The sequence below is a fragment of the Inquilinus ginsengisoli genome (assembly GCF_050434925.1).
Lineage (GTDB): Bacteria > Pseudomonadota > Alphaproteobacteria > DSM-16000 > Inquilinaceae > Inquilinus > Inquilinus ginsengisoli_B.
In genome coordinates this window covers 5,973,077-5,993,158 of record NZ_JBNDJK010000001.1, presented here as the reverse complement: position 1 = coordinate 5,993,158, position 20,082 = coordinate 5,973,077, and the positions used below count along the sequence as shown (strand labels likewise).

Annotated in this window: 20 protein-coding genes; 8 read left to right on the top strand and 12 right to left on the bottom strand. The window is 69.5% G+C overall.

From position 1 onward, the window contains the following. Positions 1–14 precede the first annotated feature (14 nt). Positions 15–572 (top strand): GNAT family N-acetyltransferase, encoded by a 558-nt coding sequence (locus QFZ27_RS28630; RefSeq protein WP_429229852.1) that lies wholly within the window; start codon positions 15–17, stop codon positions 570–572. Here the strand turns inward: QFZ27_RS28630 and QFZ27_RS28625 are convergent. The 3 genes from QFZ27_RS28625 to QFZ27_RS28615 are packed head-to-tail and all read right to left on the bottom strand — an operon-like array spanning position 564 to position 3,101. Next, the gene (locus tag QFZ27_RS28625; RefSeq protein WP_429229851.1) at positions 564–1,853 is read right to left on the bottom strand and encodes a sensor histidine kinase; all 1,290 of its coding nucleotides are present in this window, start codon (positions 1,851–1,853) and stop codon (positions 564–566) included. The two genes, QFZ27_RS28630 and QFZ27_RS28625, sit on opposite strands and share 9 nt — an antisense overlap. Continuing rightward, entirely contained in the window at positions 1,850–2,407 is a 558-nt protein-coding gene (locus QFZ27_RS28620) for a putative pterin-binding protein (protein WP_429229849.1), read from the bottom strand. The genes QFZ27_RS28625 and QFZ27_RS28620 overlap by 4 nt, the downstream gene beginning before the upstream one ends. Positions 2,408–2,456: 49 nt before the next feature. Continuing rightward, the gene (locus QFZ27_RS28615; RefSeq protein WP_429229848.1) at positions 2,457–3,101 is read right to left on the bottom strand and encodes a response regulator transcription factor; all 645 of its coding nucleotides are present in this window, start codon (positions 3,099–3,101) and stop codon (positions 2,457–2,459) included. Positions 3,102–3,477: 376 nt separating this feature from the next. Here QFZ27_RS28615 and QFZ27_RS28610 point away from each other — a divergent pair, with 376 nt between their 5' ends. Further along, complete coding sequence (locus QFZ27_RS28610; protein WP_429229847.1) at positions 3,478–3,789, top strand: DUF736 domain-containing protein; 312 nt, start codon at positions 3,478–3,480, stop codon at positions 3,787–3,789. Between the two features lie 37 nt (positions 3,790–3,826). On the opposite strand, the gene QFZ27_RS28605 is transcribed toward QFZ27_RS28610, so the two are convergent. Together QFZ27_RS28605 and QFZ27_RS28600 are read right to left on the bottom strand one after the other, a co-directional pair. Then, positions 3,827–5,032 (bottom strand): lytic murein transglycosylase, encoded by a 1,206-nt coding sequence (locus QFZ27_RS28605; RefSeq protein ID WP_429229846.1) that lies wholly within the window; start codon positions 5,030–5,032, stop codon positions 3,827–3,829. A gap of 86 nt (positions 5,033–5,118) precedes the next feature. Beyond that, positions 5,119–5,760 (bottom strand): flavodoxin family protein, encoded by a 642-nt coding sequence (locus QFZ27_RS28600; protein ID WP_429229845.1) that lies wholly within the window; start codon positions 5,758–5,760, stop codon positions 5,119–5,121. 89 nt (positions 5,761–5,849) lie between these two features. On the opposite strand from QFZ27_RS28600, the gene QFZ27_RS28595 reads away from it, so the two are divergent. Continuing rightward, positions 5,850–6,245, top strand: a complete 396-nt coding sequence (locus QFZ27_RS28595; protein WP_429229844.1) for a winged helix-turn-helix transcriptional regulator — start codon at positions 5,850–5,852, stop codon at positions 6,243–6,245. Positions 6,246–6,251: 6 nt separating this feature from the next. Here QFZ27_RS28595 and QFZ27_RS28590 read toward each other — a convergent pair whose 3' ends face one another. The 3 genes from QFZ27_RS28590 to QFZ27_RS28580 all read right to left on the bottom strand — a co-directional run bounded on the left by QFZ27_RS28590 (position 6,252) and on the right by QFZ27_RS28580 (position 8,821). After that, on the bottom strand, positions 6,252–6,632 hold the full coding sequence (locus QFZ27_RS28590; protein WP_429229843.1) for a hypothetical protein: 381 nt from the start codon (positions 6,630–6,632) through the stop codon (positions 6,252–6,254). A 65-nt stretch (positions 6,633–6,697) separates the two neighbouring features. Continuing rightward, on the bottom strand, positions 6,698–7,687 hold the full coding sequence (locus tag QFZ27_RS28585; protein ID WP_429229842.1) for an aldo/keto reductase: 990 nt from the start codon (positions 7,685–7,687) through the stop codon (positions 6,698–6,700). Positions 7,688–7,834: 147 nt separating this feature from the next. Beyond that, positions 7,835–8,821, bottom strand: coding sequence for a D-2-hydroxyacid dehydrogenase (locus QFZ27_RS28580; RefSeq protein WP_429229841.1), 987 nt, complete (start codon positions 8,819–8,821; stop codon positions 7,835–7,837). 205 nt (positions 8,822–9,026) lie between these two features. Here QFZ27_RS28580 and QFZ27_RS28575 point away from each other — a divergent pair, with 205 nt between their 5' ends. Further along, positions 9,027–11,537: a GcvT family protein gene (locus tag QFZ27_RS28575; protein WP_429229840.1), complete on the top strand. Its 2,511-nt coding sequence runs from the start codon at positions 9,027–9,029 to the stop codon at positions 11,535–11,537. Positions 11,538–11,556: 19 nt separating this feature from the next. On the opposite strand, the gene QFZ27_RS28570 is transcribed toward QFZ27_RS28575, so the two are convergent. Beyond that, on the bottom strand, positions 11,557–12,327 hold the full coding sequence (locus QFZ27_RS28570) for a class II glutamine amidotransferase (RefSeq protein WP_429229839.1): 771 nt from the start codon (positions 12,325–12,327) through the stop codon (positions 11,557–11,559). 319 nt (positions 12,328–12,646) lie between these two features. On the opposite strand from QFZ27_RS28570, the gene QFZ27_RS28565 reads away from it, so the two are divergent. After that, complete coding sequence (locus QFZ27_RS28565; protein ID WP_429229838.1) at positions 12,647–13,141, top strand: hypothetical protein; 495 nt, start codon at positions 12,647–12,649, stop codon at positions 13,139–13,141. Positions 13,142–13,156: 15 nt separating this feature from the next. Here the strand turns inward: QFZ27_RS28565 and QFZ27_RS28560 are convergent, their stop codons facing one another. Further along, positions 13,157–13,312 (bottom strand): hypothetical protein, encoded by a 156-nt coding sequence (locus QFZ27_RS28560; RefSeq protein ID WP_429229837.1) that lies wholly within the window; start codon positions 13,310–13,312, stop codon positions 13,157–13,159. A 421-nt stretch (positions 13,313–13,733) separates the two neighbouring features. On the opposite strand from QFZ27_RS28560, the gene QFZ27_RS28555 reads away from it, so the two are divergent. The 3 genes from QFZ27_RS28555 to QFZ27_RS28545 all read left to right on the top strand — a co-directional run bounded on the left by QFZ27_RS28555 (position 13,734) and on the right by QFZ27_RS28545 (position 19,077). After that, on the top strand, positions 13,734–15,314 hold the full coding sequence (locus QFZ27_RS28555) for a DegQ family serine endoprotease (RefSeq protein WP_429229836.1): 1,581 nt from the start codon (positions 13,734–13,736) through the stop codon (positions 15,312–15,314). 122 nt (positions 15,315–15,436) lie between these two features. Further along, positions 15,437–17,569 carry a beta-glucosidase BglX gene (gene bglX, locus QFZ27_RS28550; protein ID WP_429229835.1) on the top strand — a complete coding sequence of 711 codons (2,133 nt, stop codon included), beginning with the start codon at positions 15,437–15,439 and terminating at the stop codon, positions 17,567–17,569. A gap of 185 nt (positions 17,570–17,754) precedes the next feature. Then, entirely contained in the window at positions 17,755–19,077 is a 1,323-nt protein-coding gene (locus tag QFZ27_RS28545; protein ID WP_429229834.1) for a hypothetical protein, read from the top strand. Here the strand turns inward: QFZ27_RS28545 and QFZ27_RS28540 are convergent. Together QFZ27_RS28540 and QFZ27_RS28535 are read right to left on the bottom strand one after the other, a co-directional pair. Further along, on the bottom strand, positions 19,074–19,652 hold the full coding sequence (locus QFZ27_RS28540; RefSeq protein WP_429229833.1) for a helix-turn-helix transcriptional regulator: 579 nt from the start codon (positions 19,650–19,652) through the stop codon (positions 19,074–19,076). The genes QFZ27_RS28545 and QFZ27_RS28540 overlap by 4 nt on opposite strands. After that, on the bottom strand, positions 19,637–20,005 hold the full coding sequence (locus QFZ27_RS28535) for an AraC family ligand binding domain-containing protein (protein ID WP_429229832.1): 369 nt from the start codon (positions 20,003–20,005) through the stop codon (positions 19,637–19,639). The genes QFZ27_RS28540 and QFZ27_RS28535 overlap by 16 nt, the downstream gene beginning before the upstream one ends. Positions 20,006–20,082 lie beyond the last annotated feature (77 nt).

Here is a 20,082-nt window from a genome sequence, read left to right as displayed (position 1 = left end):
CCAGGGATGCCGCGATGCCGGATCCGATCGTGCCGGTCGAGACCGAGAGGCTGATCCTCCGCCGCTTCGTGCCGGAGGACTTCGAGGCGTTCCACGGCTATCACCGCCTGCCCGAGGTCGCCCGCTTCCTGTACCGCCATCCGCGCACGCCGGAGCAGTCGCGGTCGGCGCTGGAGCGATTCGGCACGATGAAGTTCGAGGGCGAGGGCGACGAGATCGTGCTGGCGGTGGAGGCCCGCGAGACCCGCGCCCTGCTCGGCGATGTGGTGCTGAAATGGGTCAGCCGCGAGGCCCGGCAGGCCGAGCTGGGCTACACCTTCGCGCCGGAGGCGGCCGGCCGCGGCTACGCCACCGAGGCGGCGCGGGCGGTGCTGGGCCTCGGCTTCGGCCGGTTCGACTTCCACCGCATCTTCGCCCGCTGCGATGCGCTGAACACCGGTTCGATCAACGTCCTCAAGCGGCTCGGCATGCGCCAGGAGGCGCATCTGGTCCAGAACGACCGGTTCAACGGCGTCTGGGGCGACGAGCTGGTCTTCGCCATGCTGCAGGAGGAATGGCAGCCGTCAGGCTGAGGCCGGGCCGGCCTGCCCCGCCGTTCCGGTCTCGCGGCGGAGCGGATAGAGGATCCGCACCGAGGTGCCGCGGCCTTCCGCGGAGTCGATGCGGAAGCGGCCGCCCAGCGCCTTGACCATCTCGGCGCAGCCGGTCAGGCCGAGCCCGACATGGCTGCCGGCCCGCATCGAGAAGAACGGCTCCGCCGCCTTGGCGCGCACCGCGCGGGACATGCCGAGGCCGTTGTCGATCACCTCGATCGCCAGGCGGCGCCCGAACGGAAAACGCCGGGTCAGGCGGGCGCGGAGGATCACCCGGGAGTCCGGCTTCCCCGCCGCGGCCACGGCGTGCTCGGCGTTGCGGATCAGCTCGTCCAGGATCAGGTGGAACTGCGGCGACGCCACCAGCGCCGTCCGCGCCTCTGCGGGGACGTCGAACTGGATCCGCCCGCCGTGATCCTGCGACAGGGCGTCGAGGATGCTCTGCAGCGCCACGTTCCGGGCCGGCTTGGCCGAATAGCCGATCTTCACCAGGCCGTTGTTGATGCTGTCAAGCTCGGCCGCGGCCCGCGCGGCGGCGGCGACCATTTCCGGGTCGGGTGGCTCGCCGTCGCGCAGGCCCCTGATGAACAGCGCCAGCGCCGCGACCCGCGACCGCGTCATGTGGGCGAACAGCGACGAGAAGGAGCGGATCTGCTGGTCCTTGCGCCGCGCCATCATCGATTGCTGGTGGATGATCACCCCGACGACGATGACGGCCGACAGCGCCAGCACGAAAATGGCCACGTTGCGCAGCGCGTTCTCGGCGATATGCGCGGTCTCGTTCAGGGTGCGGCTGTGCGCGCCCGTGGTGCCCGAGACCTGGAACATGTCCTGCTGGATGTCGGTCAGCAGGGACAGCGTCTCCTGGTCGTTCGCCGCCGCGCTCAGATTCGGCAGGATCCGGGTCCGGATGGTCTGGATGCTGCGGTCGATCCGGGCGAAATCCTGCGGGTCGAGGAAGTGGTCGATATATTGCAGGTTCCGCAGCGCCACCATGTTGAACTGCAGCAGCCCGACCTCCTGCGCCAGCTGCGGCTCACGGTCCCCCGTTGCCATCGACAGGCGCAGCAGCCCGACGATGTTGGCCAGCCTTTCCCGGATCTGCGAGCCCCGCCACTGCACCTCGTAGGACTGCATCAGCAGGATGTCGGTCTCTTCGCGGTAGTGCTCGGACCGCATGAACGACCAGGATCCCAGCAGGATGGCGACGGCCAGGCCGAGATAGGGCACGAAGTCCAGCCACCGCCGCAGCGCCTTCATGGGCTGGGCCGCAGGGCGACGACGAACCAGACCCAGATCGCGTTGCGTCCGGCCGTGTAGGATTTGGGCAGCTTGTCGAGCGGCCAGATGATCGAATAGGGGCCGGAATCCGCCAGATCGAGCGGCCGGAACTCCTGACCTTCGGCGCACCGGGCGGTCTTGTGGTCGGCCGCGGAGCAGGCCCGCTCGATGGCGAGGATCGGCTCGTAGTCCTTGATCTCGTCCATCCGGATGGTGGTGATGAAATCGTCGTAGGCGAACACCTCGATCGAGGCGGTCTCGCCCAGCCCGCTGCGGGCCAGGACGTCCTTGAGGTCCGGGCCGCGGTAGCGGATGGTCTCGCCGGCCTCGCTCCACGGCGTGCCGGTGTCGATTTCCCGCTGCGGGAAGGCGGTCCGGATCTGGTCCGGCGTGTAGGTGGCGATGGCCTGGCCCGGAGAGCTCTCGACCCGCAGGATGTGGGGATCCTCGTAGCCGACCGGGGCGGCGGCCGCGGCGCCGGCGATGGCCAGCATGGCGGCGGCGGTCAGCGCCAAGCGGAGAAAATGGAGCATCAGCCGGCCCGGACGGGGAAAAGACGGGGATCGGGCACGGCGGTCATGCTCAGGCGCCTTTCGGGAACAACCCGTTCTTCAGCAGCTTGGCGCGGGCCTGTTTGTAGTACTTCTCCACCGTATAGGGGTCGATGCCGAACCGGTCGCCCATCTTCTCGTAGATCTCCTTGCGCTTGACCCCCTTCGGCCGGCTCCGCATGAAATCGATGATCTCCTGCTCCCGAGGGGTGAGGCCGGAATAGTAGAACTCCGGCGTCACCGCCTTGACCGCTGAGAGCGACAGCGAGAAGCGGGTGTCCGAGATCTCGTCGATGATGCTGGACAGCGTGTCCCGGTCGAGGCCGGTCTTGCCGACATAGGCATTGGCCCCGAGCATCCGGCACGCCTCGCCCTCCTCGACTGAATCCGATCCGGTGACGACGATGTGCAGCGCGTCGGGCGAGGCGTCGACCACCGCCTTGACCACGGCCAGCCGGTGCTGCGGCGAGGTCGGGTCGAAGCCGGGCAGGCCGGGATCGATGATCACCAGGTCGAAGCTGTGCTCGCGCAGCAGGACGGCGGCGATCTCCCAGGTTGCGGCGCCCTGGACGATGCAGTCCCGCAGCGCGGCCTTCAGCTCGCCGATCAGGGCGAGACGCATCAGGTCCTGGTCCTCGATCACCAATGCGCGGGATGTCTGTTCACCGGCCGTCATGGCAGCATCTTCCAGGATGGGAGTGGCCGGGAATCCTAGTCCTGCTGCCCGGTTCGCACCAGGATCAGGTTTCGGCTGAAATGCCGTGCTGAAAAAGGGGGGCGGTCCCCCCTTTCTTCGGGGTCGGAATCAGGACTGAAGTGATGACTTGGTCACGGTCGTGATTCCGCAGGTGTATCGTTTGTGGAAGTGTCGGGCGGATGGAAAATTTACTAAAAAACGTCAGATCTTTTGTCAACTGGAACCTTGGGGCGTTGGCAGAGTTCCTTGATGGAGTCTTAAGTCCACCGCGGCGCGGCGGGCATCGGGCGCTAGTCACTGCCAGGGCGGTTGTACGGACCGGCCGGGCGCGCGGCTCTGTCACTGGGAACCAGCAATGACCACGATCGGCATCGGCACGCTCTACCGCAACCGCGACGTCATCGAGGGGCCGGTCAAGACGCTGCTGTTCCAGGATCGGATCCGGCTGGTTCCGAACCCGCAGGCCGCGGGCAGCCCGAAGGCGCCCGACTTCCTGATCTATTCGGGCGAGAACGAGATCGGCGGCGCCTGGGCCTGCCGGCGGGAGGAGCCGCCGGTCGCCTACAACGTGCAGATCCGCGACCCGCACGTCTCCCGGCCGATCCATGCCACGCTGTGCCAGTCGGACCAGGACGACGACCGCTTCGACCTCTTCTGGTCGCACTGACGGTCGGGCCGACTGGACGCCGGCCCTGACGCCCGGCCTATTGGCCACCCAGCGCCTGATACACCTTGAGCCCGGCCCGGCCGGTCTGCGGCATGCCGAGGCGCTGCTCGGCCGCCGAGATCGCGGCCCGGGTGGCCGGGCCGATCTTGCCGTCGGCCTGGCCGCCGATGTCGTAGCCCTGGGCCAGCAGCAGCTGCTGCAGCCGCAGGCGCTGGGCCCGCGACAGGCCCGGATCGTCGGTCGGCCACGGCGTGCGCAGCGCCGGCCCGCCGGCCAGCCGGTCGGCGAGGTGGGAGATGGCCAGCGCGTAGGATTCCGCCGCGTTGTAGGAATAGATCGCGTCGAAGTTGCGGAACACCAGGAAGCCCGGCCCCTGCGGCCCGGCCGGCAGCAGCAGCCCGGCCTGGGCGTTGCCCGACAGCGGCGCGCCGTCGGCGCGGATCACGCCGCGCTGGGCCCAGGCCGACAGCGGGTCCTTGTCCTTGCGCCCGGTCGGGCCGTTGTAGCCGGCCGGGACCTTGACCTCGATCATCCAGGGCTGGCCTTCCTGCCAGCCGGAGCGCTTCAGGTAGTTGGCGGTGGAGCCGAGCGCGTCGGCGATCGAATTGACCAGGTCGCGCCGGCCGTCGCCGTCGAAATCGACCGCCAGGCGCTGATAGGTCGACGGGATGAACTGGGTCTGGCCGAAGGCGCCGGCCCAGGAGCCGTAGAGCTCGTCCAGCCGCAGGTCGCCGGCGCTGACCAGCTTCAGCGCCGCCATCAGCTCGCCGCGCCAGAAATCGGTGCGCCGCTCGCCGGCACAGACCAACGTGGCCAAAGCATGCGGCAGGAAGTAGTTGCCGCGCTCTTTGCCGTAGTCGCTCTCGACGCCCCAGACCGCGACGATCACGGTGCGGTCGACGCCGTAGCGCTGCTCCGCCTGCTGCAGCACCCGGCCGTATTTCGACATCATCGCCCGGCCGTCGGCGATGCGCTGGTCGTCGACCAGGAAGGCGAGATAGTCCCAGATCGGCGTCTTGAACTCCGGCTGCGCCTCCAGGAAGCGCAGCACCTTGTCGTCCGGCTGGGTCAGCCCGTCGAAGGCGCGGGCGGTGACCTCGCGGTCGACCCCGGCCTTCACCGCGGCATCGGCCAGGCCGGAAACGCAGGACCCGAAATCGGCCAGGGCCGGGCCCGCGGCCAGGAGCGGCAGGAGCAGCGCCGCCCCGAAGGTCCAGCCGGATCTGAACAGGCGAGACGTCATACTCTTCCTCCGCGATCGAATCCTGCACCTCAGCGCGGCGCGATCCTGTCCCATCCGGGCGGTGGGCACAACCCGCGGCGCCTGGATCAGGCTGCCGCCTCGGGCCAGACGCGGCCGGGACGGTCGGTGTCGATCAGATAGTCCGAGGCGTAGCGGTCGAAGAAGCCGCGCCCGAGCCGGCGGGCCTCGGCCAGCGGGTCCAGCGGGTCGCGGCGCACCTCGCCCCGGGCATTGCCGTAACCATGCACCACCCCGACGAATCGCGACCGGGTGTAGCGGCTGTATTCCTGGATCTGATGCACGATCGCGCCGGCGACCGCGGGATAGGCCTCCTCGGAGCTGAGCACGAGGCCGACCCGCTTGCCGGTCATCCGCACCTTCACCGTCTCGGAGTCGGGGTAGGAGGCGGCGACGTAGCAGAACATCCGGTCGAAGAACGCCTTGAGCTGGGCCGACATCCCGTACCAGTAGATCGGCGTGGCCACGACCAGCCCGTCGGCGGCGAGGAAGCGGTCGAGGAACAGCGGCCGGTACCCGTCGTCGATGGCGCAGTTGCCGTCCGGCCGCCGGCACTGCCGGCAGTCGCGCAGGAAGCCGCCGATGGCGTCGGCCAGATGGACCGTCTCGGCGGCATGGCCGGCTTCGGCCAGCCCGACCGCGACCGCGCCGGCGAGGGCGGCGGAGTTCCCCTCTCGCCGGGGGCTGGAACTGAGGATGAGCGCCTTCACTTGTCTCCTCACGAGGCTTGCAATCCACGATAGGAGTCCATGTATCGGGAAGGGGGCCGCGGCCCGCAATTACGCACCTCGAGGTAACCATGGCGCCCCAGGCCCGGGCCGAACCCGACACCGCGCCGGATGTTTTCGACGAGACCTGCTCGGCCCGTCATGCGCTGGAGCTGGTCGCGTCGAAATGGTCGGTGCTGATCCTCTCGGCCCTGGCCGATGGGCCGACGCGCAACGCCGCCCTGCTGTGCCGGATCGGCGGCATCTCGCAGAAGATGCTGGCCCAGACCCTGCGCGACCTGGAGCGCAACGGCCTCGTCCTGCGCCAGGACTTCCACACCGCCCGGCCCCGCGTCGAATACCGGCTCAGTCCGCTCGGCGAATCCCTGAGCGAGACCCTGACCGCCCTGGACCGCTGGGCCGAGCGCCACTTCCCGGCGCTCGACGCCGCGCGGGAGGCGTTCGACGCGCAGAAGGCGGAGGAGTGAGGCGGCCTATCCGTGGTCGGGATAAGGGCCGGGCCGCGGCGGTCCGGCTTGGCCGCCGATGCCGTAGCCGGTGCGGACGATTTCCATCAATTCCTGAATCACAAGTTCCAGGTCGTCCTGGTCGGCGAAATACTGGTCGATCGTGCCGTAGGTTGAGTAACGAGAGAAATTGAACCCGTCCTCGATGTCGTTGAACCAGACCACGATCCGGCCCAGCATCGCCACGGCCCAGAAGCCGCCGCCGAGTTTGCCATAGGGTTCCTGCGCCCATTTCTCGGGAAGGATCCGGATCGCCTCCCAGAAACGCTCCTGCGGCACGGTCATGCGGCCAGCGGCCTGGTTGATCTCGTCCCAGATCTCCGCTTCGGATATCGGCTCCCAGCCCATGCTTGACTCCAGCCCGATCGTGCCAGCCGACTCTTACATCTCGGCGGTGGCCCCAGCCGCCGACCTTAGATCTGGACCGATTGCATTCCGGCGGCGGAATAGCGCGTGCCGGCGGCGGCGCCCGGCGGGATGGCGGCGTCCAGCCGGGCCAGGTCTTCGGCCGTCAGCGTCACCCGCAGGGCGCCGAGATTCTCCTCCAGCCGCGCGATCGACCGGGTGCCGGGGATCGCCACCACGTCGTCGCCCTGGGCCAGCACCCAGGCGAGGGCGAGTTGCGATGGCTTGCAGCCCTTCTCCGCCGCCAGCGCCTCGAACCGGTCGACCAGCCCGCGGTTGTGGGCGAAGTTCTCGGGCTGGAACCGCGGATGCGCCGCCCGGCGGCCGTCGATCTGGGAGAGGTCCTGGATCGCCCCGGCCAGGAAGCCGCGGCCGAGCGGGGAGTAGCCGACGAAGCCGATGCCGAGCGACCGGGTGACGGCACGGGTCGCCTCCGCCTCGGCCCGGTACATCAGCGAGTATTCGGTCTGCACCGCCGCGATCGGGTGCACGGCATGGGCCCGGCGGATGGTCTCTGCCCCGGCCTCGGACAGGCCGAGATGGCGGACCTTGCCCTGTTCGACCAGCCGGGCCATGGCGCCGACCGTGTCCTCGATCGGCACTGCCGGGTCGACCCGGTGCTGGTAGTACAGGTCGATGGTCTCGACGCCCAGGCGTCGCAGGCTGGCCTCGCAGGCCTGGGCCACATACTCCGGCCGGCCATCGACGCCGTTCGGTCCGCCCTCGCGCCGGATCTGGCCGAATTTGGTGACCAGCACGACGCGGTCGCGCCGGCCCTTGATGGCGCGGCCCAGCAGTTCCTCATTGTGGCCCCAGCCATACATGTCGGCGCTGTCGAGATGGTCGACGCCGAGGTCGATGGCGTAGCGGATCAGGTCCTCCGAGGCCGCGTCGTCGGCGGCGCCGTAGACACCCGAGAGCGGCATCAGGCCGAGCCCGATGGCGGAGACCGCCAAGCCGCCGAGCCGGCGATGCGCAATGCTGGAATCCGTCGTCATGCGTCCGTCCTTCCGATCAGGCCGTTCTGCGTTCTGTGGGAGCGGCCGCTGCGAGGAGGGCAGGGGGGCGCGGGCGGACCGTTCGGGTCAGTGTGACTCCCGATCGGCAGAACGCCAAGTCCGCCGGAGGTCCAAGACGGGCGAAAGTCAGCCCTTCGGTCCGCCCGCCACCAGGTTGAACGGTTTGCCCTGCTGGAACGCGTCGATCAGGTCGACCAGCTGGTCGGCCAGGGCCTGCATGGCGCCGCGCGCGGCCCAGGCGACATGCGGCGTCAGGATGAAGTTCGGCAGGTCCAGCAGCTGCATCAGCGGCGCGTCGGCCGGCGGCGGCTCCGGCATCGCCACGTCGAAGCCGGCGCCGCCGATGCGGCCGGCCCGCAGCGCCTCGGTCAGCGCCTCTTCGTCGACCAGCCCGCCCCGCGCCGTGTTGATCAGCAACGCCTCCGGCTTCATCCGGGCGAATTCGGCGGCGCCGATCAGGCCGCGCGTTTCCGGCCGCAGCGGGCAGTGCAGCGAGAGCACGTCGCTGGTCGCGATCACCTCGGCGAACGGGACGCGGCCTTCGGCCGGCGCCGTGTCGCCCTTGCGGCCGGCGAAGACCGCGTCCATGCCGAAGGCCTGGCCGATCGTCGCCACCGCATGGCCCAGCGACCCGCCGCCGATCAGCCCCAGCCGGGCGCCGTGCAGGTCGAGGATCGGGTGGTCGAAGAAGCAGAACTGCTTCGCCTCCTGCCAGCGCCCGGCCTCGACCGAGCGGCGATAGGGCAGCAGCGAGCGGCGCAGCGCCAGGATCAGGGTGAAGACATGCTCCGGCACCGTGTGCACGGCGTAGCCGCGGATGTTGCAGACGGCGACGCCATGCCGGTCGCACCAGGCGGTGTCGACGCAATCCGTGCCGGTGGCGGCGACCGCGATCAGCCGGAGGTCCGGCAGCTGCGCCAGCACCGGCTCGCGCAGCTGGACCTTGTTGATCAACGCGACGCTGGCGCCGCGCAGACGGTCCAACACCTGGTCCGGCGCGGTCCGCTGGTGCTCCTCCCAGCGATGCGGGAAGGCGGGCGGACGCAGCCGGATCGCCGGCGCCAGGGTCTCGCGGTCGAGGAAAACGATCTTGGGTTCGGGCGGCAGCGTCATGGGTCGGCCTCGCAGGAATCTGTCACCAGCATGCCGATCCCGCTGCGGCCGGCCAGTCCGATTGCGACATCGTCAATCTCTGGTATGACCTGGGGTTTGGCGGGCCTGCGACATCACAGGTCGCGGCTGGGTTAGCCCGGAACCGGCCCCGCCCGGACACTCGTCTCAGGATGGCCCTATAGGCCCGCAGGGAGCGGTTCGAGCGATGAAGTCAACAGCGCGCGTGGTGGTGATCGGCGGCGGCGTGGTGGGCGTGGGCACGCTCTATCACCTGGCCAAGAAGGGCTGGACGGACGTCGTCCTGATCGAGCGCAGGGAGCTGACCTCGGGCTCGACCTGGCATGCCGCCGGCCTCTTGCCGCTGTTCAACATGAGCTACTCGGTCGGGCAGATCCACAAGCACTCGGTCAAGCTCTACAATTCGCTCGAGGCCGAGACCGGCCAGCATGTCGGCTTCCGCCAGGTCTCCAACATCCGCCTCGCCCGGACGAAGGACCGCTGGGACGAGTTCATGTACTACAAGGGCGTGGCCGACACGATCGGGATCAAGGTCAACATCCTGACCCCGGCCCAGGTCAAGGAGATCTGGCCGCTCTGCGAGACCGACGGCATCATCGGCGCGATCCAGCACCCGGATGACGGCTACATCCAGCCGGCCGACCTGACCCAGGCCTTCGCCAAGGGCGCCCGGGCGCTGGGGGCGGAGATCTATCGCTTCACCACCGTGACCGGGATCGAGCAGACGCCGTCCGGCGAATGGCTGGTGAAGACCGACAAGGGCGACATCACCTGCGAGCACGTGGTCTCGGCCTCGGGCAACTTCGCCCGCCGCACCGGCGCCATGGTCGGGCTCGATATCCCGGTGATTCCGGTCGAGCATCAGTACATCGTCACCGAACCGCACCCGCTGGTGCAGGAGCGGCAGCGCCAGGGCCTGCCTGAGATGGGCGTGCTGCGCGAGGCGGACAGCTCCTGGTACCTGCGCGAGGAAGCCGGCGGCTTCATCCTCGGCCCCTATGAGCCGGGCGCGCCCGTCTGCTATCTCGATGGCCCGGACGAGCAGTCGGAATACGAGCTGTTCCAGGAGGATCTGGAGCGGATCGCGCCGCATATCGAGACTGCGATCGCCCGCGTGCCGGCCTTCGGCGAGGTCGGGGTCAAGAAGGTCTATAACGGCGCCATCGCCTACACTCCGGACGGCAGCCCGATCATCGGCCCGGCCTGGGGGCTGAAGAACTTCTGGCTGAACGAGGGCCACAGCTTCGGCGTGACCGCCGCCGGCGGCGCCGGCTGGCAGCTGGCCGAATGGATCGTCGAGGGTGAGCCCTCGATCGACATGATGGGCGTCGACCCGCGCCGCTTCGGCCCCTACGCCTCGCGCGGCTACCTCAAGGCCAAGAACGAGGAGGCCTACCGCAACGTCTTCACCGTCCATTACCCGGATGAGGAGCGGGCGGAGGCGCGGCCGCTGAAGCGGGCGCCGTGCTACGACCGGATGAAGGCGCTCGGCGCCGTGTTCGGCACCGTCTATGGCTGGGAGCGGCCGAACTGGTTCGCGCCCGAGGGCTACAGCCTGAGCGAGGCTGACCTGAACAAGCCGGACACGCTGGTCAACGAGAACCATGCCCCGGTGGCGCCGGGCGAGCCGATCCGCGAGAAGTGGAGCTTCCGCCGCTCCAACTACTTCGAGTTCGTCGGCCGCGAGGCCCGGCATGTGCATGAGAAGGTCGGCCTGCTCGACATGTCGGCCTTCGCCAAATACACGGTCTCCGGGCCGGGCGCGGCCGCCTGGCTGGACGGCATCGTCGCCAACCGGGTGCCGAAGAAGCCGGGCCGCATGACGCTGGCGCATCTGCTGTCGAAGAATGGCGGCGTGCGGTCGGAGTTCACGATCTACTGCGAGGGGCCGAACCGCTACTACCTGGTCGGGGCCGGCGCCTATGAGCGGCACGATTTTGACACGCTGCAGAAGCTGCGGCCGCGCGACGGCTCGGTCGAGCTGCAGCGCATCACCACCCAGGCCGGCGTCTTCGTGCTGGCGGGGCCGAGCTCGCGCGCCCTGCTGCAGAAGCTGACCGATACCGACCTGTCGACTGCCGCCTTCCCCTGGCTGTCGGGCAAGCCGATCAATGTCGGCATCGCCCAGGCCCAGGCGCTGCGCGTCAACTTCGTCGGCGAGCTGGGGTGGGAGCTGCATCACCCGATCGAGATGCAGAACACCATCTTCGACCTGCTGATGGATGCCGGCCGCGAGTTCGACCTCAAGCCCTTCGGCATCCGCACCATGGATTCGCTGCGACTGGAGAAGTCCTACCGCCTGATCCCGCGCGAGCTGTCGATCGAGTATTCGGCACTGGAATCGGGACTCGACCGCTTCGTCCATCCGAACAAGGGCGACTTCATCGGCCGCGACGCGCTGGTGGCGTGGCGTGAGCGCGGCTTCAAGAACCGCTTCGTGACGCTGGAGGTGATGGACGTCACGGACGCCGACGCCCGCGGCAACGAGCCGATCACCAAGGGCGGCGCGCTGGTCGGCCGCTGCACCTCGGGCGGCTATGGCTGGCGGCTCGGCAAGTCCCTGGCGCTGGCGATGGTCCGGCCGGATCTCGGCGAGATCGGCACCGAGCTCGACGTCAGCATCCTCGGCAAGCCGCACCGCGCCATGGTGATCGAGGAATCGCCCTTCGATCCCAACAACGAGCGGCTGCGGGCCTGACCCGATTCCGGCCGGCGGATCAGGGGCGGAACGCCTCCAGGTCCAGCCGGCCGGCGCAGTCGGTCACCAGCAGATGGCCGGGCGGCACCTGGTGCCAATGGCCGAAATCGCCGTCCAGCGGCTCCGACACGATCAGCCGCTGGCCGTCATCGGCGCAGTAGAACAGCGACGGCGGCGTCTCGTCCGTGGCGTAGCGCACGGTCCAGACACTGCAGCCGTCGCTCAGTGCCGCGGTCATGCGGAACGGCTCGTCGATCGCCGCATCCGCCATGGCCTCGCCGACCGCCGCGGCGGTGCGGCGCAGCGCCCCGGCCGGGTCGGTTTCCAGGCCGAAGCCGAACAGGGCCAGGAAGATCAACTCGCTGTCGGTGGTGCCGCCGCGCCGGGCATACAGCTCGTCCGGGATCAGCGCGTCCAGTCGACGCCGGATCCGGTCGTAGCCGCCGATCTGGCCGTTGTGCATGAACAGCCAGCGCCCCTGGCTGAACGGGTGGCAGTTGGCCCGGCTGGTCGCGGTGCCGGTCGAGGCCCGGACATGGGCAAAGAACGTGCTGGCCCGGATCTGGTGCGCCAGGCTCTTCAGGTTCGGGTCGGCCCAGGCCGGCAGGATGTCGCGGTACAGGCCGGGCACCGGCCGCTCGCCGTACCAGCCGACGCCGAAGCCGTCGCCATTGGTCGCCACCACCGCCTTGCGGGCACGCAGGCTCTGCGCGATCAGCGAGAATTCCGGCTCGAACAGCAGCGTCTCGAGGAAGATCGGGGCACCCGAATAGCTCAGCCAGCGGCACATGATCGCGTCGACTCGTCAAAATCCGCAGTCGAAGCGTGGAATACCCCGGCGGGAGGCCGACGTCACGCCTGCTTGCCATTCCGGCAACAGATCGCGACGAATCATGTCGCGAAGCTGAAAACTTTCGATGTCATCCTCCAATTGGGGGATGCATAGTTTTGGATGTGAGAGCAGAGTTTGTTCCCGTGTGCGGCGAGCTTCCTGTGGGGGGATGGTTAGCGTGGCGTTCGACCAGGCGATTGCGGACCGGCAGCTTCGAACGGTCTATCGAATATGGGCGCGGCTCGCGGCGCGAGGGCGTCTTCCGGCGTGCGACGACATGATCTTCGCCAGCCTCAGCCGGCTGCCTCCGCCGATCCTGCTGTGGGCCTGGATGCCCTGCGAGGGAACGTTCCGCTTCGCTTTGGACGCCCAGGGCGCGGGCCTGCCGTCGGACCGGAATCTGCCCGGGCGGCCGCTGGAGGAGCTGTGCAGCAGCGAGCGCCACGACGCGATCCGGCGCGGGCTGATGTCGGTCCAGCTGTCCGAGCGGCCGATTTATGCCGAATTCGCGCTGTCCGACGGCCTCGACAGCGTCCGCAAGCGGACCCTGCTGCTGCCGCTCTCCGACGCCACCGACGACCTTTCCTACGTGCTGATGCTGGTCGCCACGGTCTGGCCGGTGGACGCCGCCGTGCAGCAACGGATCGACGGCTGCGCCGATGTCCGGGTGCATGTCCTCAGCCAGATCGCCGACGAGGTGCCGGCCTATTGGGGCGACCCGCAGCCGGAGATCGACCCGGCCGAGTTCCAGTCGCTCCTGACCATCATCTGAGGGCTGCGGCGAGGCTCAGCGCCATCCCAGCGAGCGCTCCGCGGCCGGGACCACTTGGCGGGAGGCGAAGCCCGCCTCCTCGTCCCGCTCCCGGCTGCACCACCACGCGCCGACGGCGAGGCCGACGGAAGGGCCGATGACGGCCCAGAGGACCAGAAAAGCTGTCATCATCACATCACTCTCCCGCTCACCGCGACGGTGAACATCGGGATCGGTTCCCGGCCACATCGGCCGATACCCAAGATATGGGCAGGCCGACGCCAAGGAACAATCGCTGGGTTTCAGTGTCACCGGCCTGAACGTCGCAACGGTCGGGCCGACGATTGTTGGTCGGATGCCGGCGGGAAGCGGATGCGCGCCGCCAGCGGGGCCGAAGTCACGTCCTGGTTTTGCGCCCCAGGTCCGGGGCCGGCAACATAACTTTCGTTAAGGTTGGGGACAGGATCGCGACAGTTGCCGGGGGCTGGCCGCCGACCAATATTAATCCGAATTAATGGCGTCGAAACAGCAGGTTAAAGGCCGACACCCCATCTTCATCACCACACGCCGATCGATTGCGTCGGCGCTTTGGACAGTGGTGGAGATGATGCAGATGAAGACCCCCCTCGGTTCGGATGATCGCGGCCCGCGGACCGGCCTCCGCCGGATGACGACGGCGCTGCTGCTCGGCACGGCGCTGATCGGCGTGCCGGTCGGGGCCGTCCTGACCTTCGACCGTCCGGCCGTGGCCCAGAACCAGGCCGAGGCGCAGACCTCGATCGTCCCGTCCGCCCCCGGCTCCTTCGCCGGCCTGGTGCGCCAGGTGACGCCGGCCGTGGTCAATGTCTCGACCACCGAGCATCCGGCGGCGTCGCAGCAGATGGCCGACCAGGATGAGGGCGGACAGATGCAGCGGCAGTTCCCGCCCGGCACGCCGTTCGACCAGTTCTTCAAGCGCTTCTTCGACGAGCAGCAGCCGGGCCGCCGCGGGCCCCGTGGCGGCGGCGGAGACGATGGCGACCAGGTGATCCATGGCGCCGGCTCCGGCTTCATCATCGACCCGGCCGGCTACATCGTCACCAACAACCATGTGGTGAAGGACGCCGACAACATCACCGTCACCCTCAATGACGGCACCGAGATCCCGGCCAAGGTGATCGGCACCGACGAGAAGACCGACCTCGCCCTGCTCAAGGTCGAGACCGACAAGAAGCTGACCGCGGTCGAATGGGGCGACAGCGACGCCGCCCAGGTCGGCGACTGGGTCGTGGCCGTCGGCAACCCGTTCGGCCTCGGCGGCAGCGTCACGGCGGGCATCGTCTCGGCCCGCGGCCGCGATCTGCATTCCGGCCCGTTCGACGACTTCCTGCAGATCGACGCGCCGATCAACCGCGGCAATTCGGGTGGCCCCAGCTTCGACACCAGCGGCAAGGTGATCGGCATCAACAGCGCGATCTACTCGCCCTCGGGCGGCTCGGTCGGCATCGGCTTCGCCATCCCGTCGAACCTGGCCAAGACCGTGATCGCGCAGATCCGCGAGCATGGCAGCGTCCAGCGCGGCTGGCTCGGCGTGCAGATCCAGCAGGTGACGCCGGAGATGGCCGAGGCGCTCGGCCTCGACAAGGCCAAGGGCGCCCTCGTCGCCGACGTCCAGGACGACAGCCCGGCGCTGAAGGCTGGCCTGCACCAGGGCGACGTGATCACCACCTATGACGGCAAGCCGGTGAACCAGCTCTCCGACCTGCCGCGCCTGGTCGCCGACACCACCGCCGGCACGACCGTGCCGGTCGAGGTGCTGCGCAACGGCAAGTCCGAGACCGTCTCGGTCGAGATCGCCAAGCTGCCGGCCTCGCAGGAGAAGGTCGCCAGCGCCGACGAGAACGGCCCGGCGGTCGACGACCAGCTCGGCCTGTCGCTCTCGGCCCTGACCCCGAAGGTGCGCCGCGAGTTTAGCGTGCCGGACGAGATCGAGGGCGTGCTGGTCACCGGCATCCGCGACGACGGCCCGGCGCGCGAGACCGGCGTCGGCCCCGGCGACGTCATCGTCCGGGTCGGCAGCGAGGCTGTGAAGACCCCGTCCGAGGTCGCCAAGCAGGTCAAGGCGGCCAAGGATGCGGACCGCAACGCCGTGATGCTGCTGATCAACCACCAGGGCGACCAGCGCTTCGTCGCGCTGAAGCTGCCGAAGGCCTGATCGGCACAACCTCCTTCGTTCCTCCCCTCGACTGCGGGCGCCGGATTCCCCTTTCCGGCGCCCGTTTTTTTTGCCTTCATCCGGGCGTGCCTCCGAGGAGGCGGCAAAGGTGGAGTGGCCTCTTGGATCGGATCGAGACCCTGCTCGCGGCGATGACGCTCGACGAGAAGATCGGCCAGCTCACCATGATGTCGTCGAACCTGGCGGTGACCGGGCCGGTGCTGCCCGGCGACGTCACCGAAGGCATCCGCGCCGGCCGCATCGGCAGCCTGTTCAACCATTGGGGGCCGGAGCGGGTGCGCGAGACCCAGCGCCTGGCGGTGGAGGAGACGCGGCTGAAGATCCCGCTGTTCTTCGCCTTCGACGTCATCCACGGCCACCGCACCATCTTCCCGATCCCGCTGGCCGAGGCGGCGCTTTTCTCGCCCGAGCTGTGGGAGCACACGGCGCGCGAGGCGGCGATGGAGGCGGCGGAGGACGGGCTGGACCTGGTGTTCTCGCCGATGCTCGACATCGCCCGCGACCCGCGCTGGGGCCGCATCTCCGAAGGCCCGGGCGAGGATCCCTGGCTCGCCAGCCGCATCGCCGAGGCCAAGGTCCGCGGCTATCAGACCTCAGACCTCGCGGCACCCGGCGCGGTCGCGGCCTGCGCCAAGCACTATCTGGCCTATGGCGCCGCGCTGGCGGGCCGCGACTACAACTCGGCCGATGTGTCGGACCGGGCGATCCGCGAGGTCTACCTGCCGCCCTTCGCCGCTGCCGTCGCCGCCGGGGCGGCGACGGTGATGCCGGCCTTCAACGACGTCGCCGGCGTGCCGATGACCGCCAATGCCCGGCTGGTGCGCGGCACGCTGTTCGGCGAGCTCGGCTTCGAGGGCGCGGTGATCAGCGACTACAACGCGATCATGGAGCTGCTGGCCCATGGCGTCGCCGCCGATGCGGTCGAGGCCGCGGCGCTGGCGCTGAAGGCCGGCGTCGACATGGACATGATGAGCGGCGCCTATGCCGCCGGCCTGCCGACGGCGCTGCAGCGCGGCCTGGTGACCCAGGACGAGATCGACGGCGCGGTCCGCCGCGTGCTGCGGCTGAAGCAGCGGCTCGGTCTGTTCGACGACCCGTATCGCCGCGTCGTCGCCGTGCCCGATGCCTTCCACGCGGCGGAGCGGCGGCGCCTGGCGCGCGAGGCGGCGGCGAAGTCGATCGTGCTCCTGACCAACAAGGGCGTGCTGCCGCTGGCGCCGTCGGCCAGGCGCATCGCCGTGATCGGCCCGCTGGCCGAGGCGCGGTCGGAAATGCTCGGCTCCTGGGCCGGCGCCGGCCGGTGGGAGGAGGCGGTGACCATCCTCGAGGGCATCAAGGCGGCCCTGCCGCAGGCCGAGATCGCCTATGTCCCCGGCACCGAGATCGAGACCGGCGGAGACGCCGGCATCGCCGCGGCGGTCGAGGCCGCGCGCGGCGCCGAGGTCGTGCTGCTGTGTCTGGGCGAGGCCGCGATCATGAGCGGCGAGGCGGCGAGCCGGGCCCGGCCCGAGCTGCCCGGCCGCCAGCGCAACCTGGCCGAGGCGGTGCTCGACCTCGGCGTGCCGGTGGTGGCGCTGCTGACCTCCGGCCGGCCGCTGATGCTGCCCTGGCTGCTCGACCGCGCGTCGGCGGTTGCCGCCACCTGGTTCCTCGGTCACGAGGCCGGCCACGCGGTCGCCGACGTGCTGACCGGCGCGGTCAACCCGTCCGGCCGCCTGCCGGTGACCTGGCCGCGCGACGTCGGCCAGGTGCCGATCTACTTCAGCGAGCGCAATACCGGCCGCCCCACCGACCCGGACCAGCACTACACCAGCAAATACATCGACCTGCCGTCGACGCCGGAATTCCCCTTCGGCCACGGCCTGTCCTACGGCCGCTTCGCCCTCGCCGACCTGCGCGTCTCCGCCCCGGTGCTGCGCTCGGGCGAGACGCTGACGGTCGAGGTGGCGGTGACCAACACCGGAACGGTGGCGGGGGAGGAGACGGTGTTCCTGTTCACCCGTGACCCCGTCGCCAGCGTGGCCCGGCCGCTCTTGGAGCTGAAGGGCATGGCCAAGGCGGCGCTGGCTCCAGGCCAGAAGCAGGTGCTGCGCCTGCCGCTGCCGGCCGAGGCGCTACGCTTCCCGGGCCTCGATCTCAAGCCGGTGCTGGAGGCTGGCGAGATCGAGATCCTGGTCGGTACCAAGGCCGAGCGGAAAGAGCTGCTGTCGGCGACGATCCGGGTCGAGGTCTAGCAGCACCACCCGATGGTTCCGTCATGGCGAGCCCCGAAGGGGCGTGGCCCATCCCAGCGGCTCGATCTCTGGATGGCCACGTCGCTTCGCTCCTCGCCATGACGGTGAAATGAGCGTCTCCGGTTGCGATCTGATATTGATATGTTATAACACTAATTCCAGTTAACGATTTCCGAGATGCCGACATGACCAGACCCCGCTGGACCGCCGCCGGAGCGCTGCTGGCCGCGCTTTCTGCCGACGCCTCCGCCCATGACCAAGTGTCGCGCGGTCGCCTGGTCTTCGCCGACCACGAGAAGGCCGTCGTCAGCGTGCTCGACCTCGACACCGCCAAGGTCACCCACAGCTTTCCGGTGTCGAAGGCCGACCCCGCGCTGATCGGCACCGAGGGCGGGCGCTTCGTCGTGATCCGCACGGGCGACGATGCCGGCACGATCCGGTTCCTGGACAGCGGCCTGTTCTACGAATCGCACGACGACCATTTCGACATCGAGAAGGGCGAGGTGAAGCTGCTCGACCTGACCCTCACCGGCGACAAGCCGTCCCATGTCGTGTCGGAGAAGGGTTGGCTGACCGTCTTCTATGACGGGCAGCGCCCCTGGCTCGGCGAGAGCGACCCGAAGGTGGTGGCGATCCGCCTCGACAGCCTGGACGGCGACAAAGTTGAGACCGCCATCTGGCCGGCGCCGGCGCCGCAACACGGCATCGCCGTGCCGCTCGGCGGCGACCGGTTCCTGATCTCGGTGGCGAAGGAGGCCTATGCGAAGGGCGACGACAAGACCGTCTCCTCGCGGCCGAACGGCTTCCAGATCCTCGACAAGGCGCAGGGCTGGACGGCGGTCGCCAGCTTCAACGACACGGCGGATCCGGACCGCTCCTGCAAGGAGTTCCACGGCCATGCCGGGCTGCCGGGCGTCAATGTTTTCGGCTGCAACGCCAGGATCGAGGGCGACGCCGCCAGCGACGGCGGAGTCCTGGTCGTGGGCCAGGGGCCGGACGGGGCCTGGGGCGCGCGCAAGCTCGCCTATCCCGATGGCCGCCGCGCCAGCACGATCAAGGCCGGCCCGGCGGGCCAGCACCTTGTCGCCAATTACGGCGGCGAGAACGGCCGCCCCTTCGAAGCCCTGCTGCGGATCGATCCGACGGCCGAGACGCTCACCGCCGCGCACGTCTTCCCGATCCCCGGCGGCCAGGCGGTCTGCCAGTACGAGGTGACCGGCGACGGCAAGCGCGTCGTCAACCTGACCCAGGACGGCAAGCTGCGCATCTACGACATCGTGCCGGAATGGAAGCCGGTGGCCGAGTTCGACGCCGTCCCGGCCTTCGACTGCGCCTGGGACGCGGCGACGCCGGCCCCGGCGGTCGCGGTCATCGGCAACAGCGCCTTCGTCAGCGATCCGGAGAACGGCCGCATCCGCGAGTTCTACCTGAACAGCCTGAAGCAGGGGCTGGACGTCCCGGTCGGCGGCAAGCCCTCGGCCATCGCCGGCGGCGGCAACGCCGGCTAGGCCGGGGGCGGCGGGCCGGCCTCTTCCCCCCGGCCGGCCCGCATCGCCCCGGCATACATGCCGCTGCGCCGGAAGTCGCGCGGCCCGATGCCGTAGAAGCGGCGGAACACCTTGGCGAAGTAGTTGGCGTCGTCGAAGCCGCAGCGCTGGGCGATCACCTTGACCGGCGCCTCGTCGACATGCAGCAGCCGCGCCGCTTCCTCCATGCGCAGGCGCAGCAGGTAGCGGGCCGGCGTCGTGCCCTCATGCGCGGCGAACACCCGGCTGAAATGATAGCGGCTGTAGCCGGCAGCCTTCGCCATGCGGGCGACGTCGATCCGCTCGGCCGGCTGGCCGGCGCACAGCGACACGGCGCGCTCGATCGCCGCCGGCCGGGGCGAATCCGCCGGCGCCTCGCCCCAGGGCAGCAGCTCCTCGGCCAGCCCCATCGCCGCGGAATACGCGAGAGCGGAGGCGCGGGCCGGGCTGGCGGCCTCGCCCTGCAGCGCCGCCAGGCACAAACCACCCAGCCGCTCGACCGCGGCCTCCGGCAGCGTCACCACGGGGCCATGCGCGGCGATCACCTCGCGCCACACACCCGCAGCACCTCGCGGCCGTTCAGGCACAGCCAGAAGAACTCCCATTCCGGGTTGCGGCCCAGCCAGTAGCGGTTGTCCTGCGGGAAGCGCAGCAGCATGGTCTGGCCCGGCCGCAGCTCCCAGCGCTTGCGCTCGACCCGCAGATGGCCGCGGCCGCCGAGTGTGTGCTGCAGCAGCACGAAGGGCGCGTCGCCGCGCCTCAGCCCGTGCCAGTCGTAGCCGGGGTCTGTGCAGCGGTCGTAGCCGGCGCTGGTGACCATGGCGTGCAGCCGGTAGCGGTCCTTCGGGAACACCACCGAGACCCCGCCCGGCGCGCGGTCGCGCAGCGTCGGCAGCATGGAATGTCCCATGATCGCACGAAATTCCTCTTTCGCCGCTTTTCCTGGCCCCATAGACCATAGCACGAAATGGCTTGCCGAGGAGCCGA

Bases quoted from the DNA above. Each gene is read 5' to 3' on its own strand.
- QFZ27_RS28630 (WP_429229852.1), top strand. From the start codon at position 15: ATGCCGGATCCGATCGTGCCGGTCGAGACCGAGAGGCTGATCCTCCGC.
- QFZ27_RS28625 (WP_429229851.1), bottom strand. From the start codon at position 1,853: ATGAAGGCGCTGCGGCGGTGGCTGGACTTCGTGCCCTATCTCGGCCTG.
- QFZ27_RS28620 (WP_429229849.1), bottom strand. From the start codon at position 2,407: ATGCTCCATTTTCTCCGCTTGGCGCTGACCGCCGCCGCCATGCTGGCC.
- QFZ27_RS28615 (WP_429229848.1), bottom strand. From the start codon at position 3,101: ATGACGGCCGGTGAACAGACATCCCGCGCATTGGTGATCGAGGACCAG.
- QFZ27_RS28610 (WP_429229847.1), top strand. From the start codon at position 3,478: ATGACCACGATCGGCATCGGCACGCTCTACCGCAACCGCGACGTCATC.
- QFZ27_RS28605 (WP_429229846.1), bottom strand. From the start codon at position 5,032: ATGACGTCTCGCCTGTTCAGATCCGGCTGGACCTTCGGGGCGGCGCTG.
- QFZ27_RS28595 (WP_429229844.1), top strand. From the start codon at position 5,850: ATGGCGCCCCAGGCCCGGGCCGAACCCGACACCGCGCCGGATGTTTTC.
- QFZ27_RS28590 (WP_429229843.1), bottom strand. From the start codon at position 6,632: ATGGGCTGGGAGCCGATATCCGAAGCGGAGATCTGGGACGAGATCAAC.
- QFZ27_RS28585 (WP_429229842.1), bottom strand. From the start codon at position 7,687: ATGACGACGGATTCCAGCATTGCGCATCGCCGGCTCGGCGGCTTGGCG.
- QFZ27_RS28580 (WP_429229841.1), bottom strand. From the start codon at position 8,821: ATGACGCTGCCGCCCGAACCCAAGATCGTTTTCCTCGACCGCGAGACC.
- QFZ27_RS28575 (WP_429229840.1), top strand. From the start codon at position 9,027: ATGAAGTCAACAGCGCGCGTGGTGGTGATCGGCGGCGGCGTGGTGGGC.
- QFZ27_RS28570 (WP_429229839.1), bottom strand. From the start codon at position 12,327: ATGTGCCGCTGGCTGAGCTATTCGGGTGCCCCGATCTTCCTCGAGACG.
- QFZ27_RS28565 (WP_429229838.1), top strand. From the start codon at position 12,647: ATGATCTTCGCCAGCCTCAGCCGGCTGCCTCCGCCGATCCTGCTGTGG.
- QFZ27_RS28560 (WP_429229837.1), bottom strand. From the start codon at position 13,312: ATGATGACAGCTTTTCTGGTCCTCTGGGCCGTCATCGGCCCTTCCGTC.
- QFZ27_RS28555 (WP_429229836.1), top strand. From the start codon at position 13,734: ATGAAGACCCCCCTCGGTTCGGATGATCGCGGCCCGCGGACCGGCCTC.
- QFZ27_RS28545 (WP_429229834.1), top strand. From the start codon at position 17,755: ATGACCAGACCCCGCTGGACCGCCGCCGGAGCGCTGCTGGCCGCGCTT.
- QFZ27_RS28535 (WP_429229832.1), bottom strand. From the start codon at position 20,005: ATGGGACATTCCATGCTGCCGACGCTGCGCGACCGCGCGCCGGGCGGG.